General features: G+C 69.7%; 3 protein-coding genes and 1 tRNA gene. 2 read left to right on the top strand and 2 right to left on the bottom strand.

Annotated features, from left to right (window positions below):
* The first annotated feature begins 142 nt into the window (after positions 1-142).
* A complete protein-coding gene (locus ACFQ7F_RS45575; protein ID WP_383285622.1) occupies positions 143-1,459 on the top strand; it encodes a hypothetical protein in 1,317 nt (438 codons plus the stop codon).
* Positions 1,460-1,507: 48 nt separating this feature from the next.
* Here ACFQ7F_RS45575 and ACFQ7F_RS45580 read toward each other — a convergent pair whose 3' ends face one another.
* A complete protein-coding gene (locus ACFQ7F_RS45580) occupies positions 1,508-2,992 on the bottom strand; it encodes a protein kinase (protein ID WP_383285618.1) in 1,485 nt (494 codons plus the stop codon).
* A 49-nt stretch (positions 2,993-3,041) separates the two neighbouring features.
* Positions 3,042-3,590, bottom strand: coding sequence for a DNA-binding protein (locus tag ACFQ7F_RS45585; RefSeq protein ID WP_160506124.1), 549 nt, complete (start codon positions 3,588-3,590; stop codon positions 3,042-3,044).
* A 182-nt stretch (positions 3,591-3,772) separates the two neighbouring features.
* On the opposite strand from ACFQ7F_RS45585, the gene ACFQ7F_RS45590 reads away from it, so the two are divergent.
* A tRNA-Ala gene (locus ACFQ7F_RS45590) sits at positions 3,773-3,845 on the top strand.
* The last annotated feature ends 34 nt before the right edge of the window (positions 3,846-3,879 follow it).

Below are 3,879 nucleotides of genomic sequence, written 5' to 3' on the forward strand. Positions count from 1 at the left end.
GTGCTGTCCGGACGTCTCCGGACAGCTGATCTTTGCGCGCGCAAGCTATTGCCTTGCGTGGGCAAGGGCTGTCGAGTATCCACACGGACATGAGTGGCCGGGACGGCTGGTTCGTCTGGTTCGTCGGGGAGGGGTGCACGTGATGGGGCGGCTGCGCAGAGGCCGGGCGACGCTGGCCGCGGGAGCGGCGATGTGCGCGTTGATGGCGCTGCCGGGACAGGCCGCGGCGGCCGGCACACCGAGTCCGTACGCCTTCGACGACCGGGCCATGCCGGTCGAAGGCGCGAAGAACAGCATGGGCAGCGCGAAACTCACGCCGGGGTCGACGTACAAGAGCTCCCTCGCGCGCGGGGAAAAGCTCTACTACCAGCTTCAACTCGACGCCAGAGAGACCGTGTACGTCTCGGCCACCGCCGTTCCCGGGCTCGACTCCCAGGTCGTCTACGGGGACGGCGTCGAGGTGTCCTTACAGGACGCGAACGGCAACAACTGCAATTCCCAGGACGCGCGATTCGGTACGTCGCAGAGCCCGCGGCCCATCACCGCCTGGGCGGTACGGGAGGTGGGCCCCGCCGAGAACCGGTGCAAGTCTGCCGGTACGTACTACGCGGTGGTCGAGCGGAACAGCCGACCCGGATCCAGCACGGAGACGTGGGACACGGAGCTTCGCGTCGTCTCGGAGCCCGCGGTGGCCAAGGGCGCCTCCACGACGCCGCCCGAGTCGTGGAACTCCGCCTCGCCCACGCCTCCCGGCGGTGAGCGCAAGGAACGCAGGGGCGGCACAGGCTTCAATGACGCCCGGGCGCTGCGGACGGGCGTCTGGGGCGACCGGATCGAGCCCGGCGAGACACTCTTCTACCGTGTGCCGGTCGACTGGGGGCAGCAGATATCCGCCAGTGCCGAGTTGGGCAGCGCCAGCGGGGGTGAGGGCGACTACGTGACGTCTGCGTTCGTCATGTCACTGGCCAATCCGGTGCGCGCTCGTATCGACGACGCCGACACGGCATACGACGGCAAGCAGAAATCGACCGCGCTGAAGCCGGTGGCCCCCGTCGCGTACGAGAACCGCTACTCCCCGATCGACGGCGTGGCCGGAACGCGGTTCGCCGGGTGGTACTACCTCTCGGTCCATCTCAACCCCCAGGTCGCCCGGCAGTTCGGCAAGGCGCCGCTGGATCTGACGCTGCGGGTGAACGTCGACGGCACCGCGAAGGCGGGGCCCGCGTACGAGGGGACGGCGCGCCCCGCGGACCAGTTCAGTGTCACCGGCCAGGACAAGGACGCCGCGGCGCGGGGCGATACGGCAGCCGGTGACGGCGGTGGTGACGGCGGTGGGAGCGGCAACGCAGACGTCATGAAGGTCGTCGCCGCCGGTGGGTTCGGGGCCGGGACCGTGCTGCTCATGGTCCTGGGCGTGTGGACGCTGATCGGGCGGAGACGGGCGGCGGGTCGGGCTTGAGCCAGGGCTGACCCAGACCTGACCGAGGTTGCCTGACCCAGGGCTGACTCAGACCTGGGTCAGGGCCCAGAAGCCCAGCGCGAAGCAGGCCAGCGCGGCCAGCAGCATCGGGATCGCCACCTTCGGGGGCGGCCCCGGTCGCCTTTTCTGCCGATGCTGAACGGGCCGGCTCTGGAGTGGGGCCTGCGGGACATGGAGGTCCTGCGGGTTCTGGGGGTTCTGTGGGACGTGAGCGGTGTACGGGTAAGTCGGGGCAGTTACCCGGCGCACTGGTGACGTCGCGGAGTGTGATGGCTCGTGAGCGGGTAGATACATGGGGGCCTGCGACTGCAGGGGGGTCTGCGCCGCTGCCTGAACTGGTACCTGCGCTGGGGGGACCGGTACTGGGACCGGAGCCGGAACGTGGTGGGGGGAGGGGACATGTGGGGACTCAGCCGGGAGCGGGGGCGGCGTCGCCGGCTCCTGCGGTGGTGGTGGCGGCGCCTGCTGGGGCTGGGGCTGGGACTGGGACTGGGGCTGTACGTGCTGTACCGGCTGCCCCGACGGCGGCGTGCCCTGCGGCTGCTGAGCAGACGGGAAGCTTCCCGTCTGCGGCGCGGAGAGGGGTGGGGGCGGCACGGAGGGGGGAGCGAAGTCCGGCTGTGGCGGAGTGGTGAGCGGACCGTCGGGGCCGAACCCCTGGGGGAGCGGGCCCAGTTGGTCGAAGATCTCGACGATCTCGTCGTCGGGCCCCGGCTCGGGCAGCAGCTCGACGGCCGAAGCCAACGCCTTGCGCGCACCCGTGGCGGTGCGGAACCGCGCGTGCGGATCCGGCTGGAGAAGCGTGGCGACGACCTGCCACAGCGGCTCCGGCACGCCCTGTGGCGCCCCAGGCGTGCCGTGCGCGGCGAAATGCTCGATCAGGGCCTTGGCGTCCGGCTTGGCGCCCTCCAGCAGATACAGGGCCACCAGACCGACGGCGAAGAGATCGGCGGTGAAGTCCGGCTCGGCACCCATCATCTGCTCGGGCGCGAAGTAGCCGGGCGTCCCCACCACATAGTTCGTCTCGGTCAGCCGTGGCTCGCCCATCCGCATCGAGATGCCGAAGTCGGAGAGCCGCAGATGCGGACGCGCGATGCCGGTGGCCTCGAGCAGGATGTTCGCGGGCTTGATGTCACGGTGCACGACCCCCTCGGCATGCACCGCCGCGAGACCGGAGAGCAGCTGGTCCAGGAGCGTGCAGACCAGGCGGGGCGGCAGCGGGCCGTAGTCACCGATCACATGGGCCAGCGAGCCGCCGGCGACCAGGGCCATGGTGAAGAGGACCTTGTCGTCGTCGGCGGCCCAGCTGGCGGGCGCGAGCACATGGGGGTGGTCGATCCGGAGCGCCTGCTCCCGTACGAAGCGCAACAGCGCGTGCGCGTCGCTCTGTTGCAGGACCTTGGCGGCCACATACCGGCGCCGCCGGTGGTCCCAGGCGCGCCAGACCGCTCCGACTCCCCCGCGTCCGACCGGGTCGACGAGTTCGTAGCGGCCGGCGAAGATCTCACCCATGGTCGCGCATTGCTCCCCCTCCGGGCCGCCCGGTGGCCCGGCCGACGGCTCAGTTCTGGTGCGCCTCGTAGTGGGCGACCGCGTCCGCGGTGCGTCCGGCGCCGTATACCCGGAGGAACTCTGCCAGTTCCGGGTGGGTCGGGGCGAGGGAGTCCGCGGCATCTATGATGTCGCCCGCCGCCGCGACGGAGCGCAGCAGTGACTGGATCTCGCGCACCACACGCTTCACCGTGGGCGCACCCGAACTCGTCGTCGACTGCGAGGTGTTCGTCAGGACGGAACCGCCCTGAGATTTCTTGATCTCGTCCATACGGTCGGTGGCCTCGGCGGCGCTCACACTGCCGTCGGCGACCTGGCCCGCCAGCTCCTGAAGTAGCTGGACGCGCTGGACGACCGCGGGATTTCCGATCTTGGCGCGCTGCCCACTCATCAGCTGGGACAACATGGGCGCGGACAGACCGAGGACGCCGGCGAGGCGTGCCTGGTTGAGGCCCAGATCATCGATGAGACGACGGAAGAGCGCCCCCAGCGGCTCCCCGTACCAGTTCCGCTGGAGCTCTCGTGCTCTCGCGGTTGTCTCTTGTTGTGCGGCGTCCATTGCGTCTCCCCATCGCTTCCCCAAAAACCGCGGTTCGCTGCCGCGAACCACGCCGAGCATCTTACGGAGCGTGGTCGTTCACCGGGACCCCCAATCCTTTTGCGGGATCCGGGGGGTGACCCGGTACTCTGGTCTCCGTTGCCCACCGGAGCGAGATTCTTCCGGCTGGGTGCACCGTTTTCGGGGCCTTAGCTCAGTTGGTAGAGCGCTGCCTTTGCAAGGCAGATGTCAGGAGTTCGAATCTCCTAGGCTCCACAGAAACGCCGTAGGGCGGGACCACCTCAGAGGT

The sequence above is a fragment of the Streptomyces sp. NPDC056486 genome, assembly GCF_042795295.1.
GTDB lineage: Bacteria > Actinomycetota > Actinomycetes > Streptomycetales > Streptomycetaceae > Streptomyces.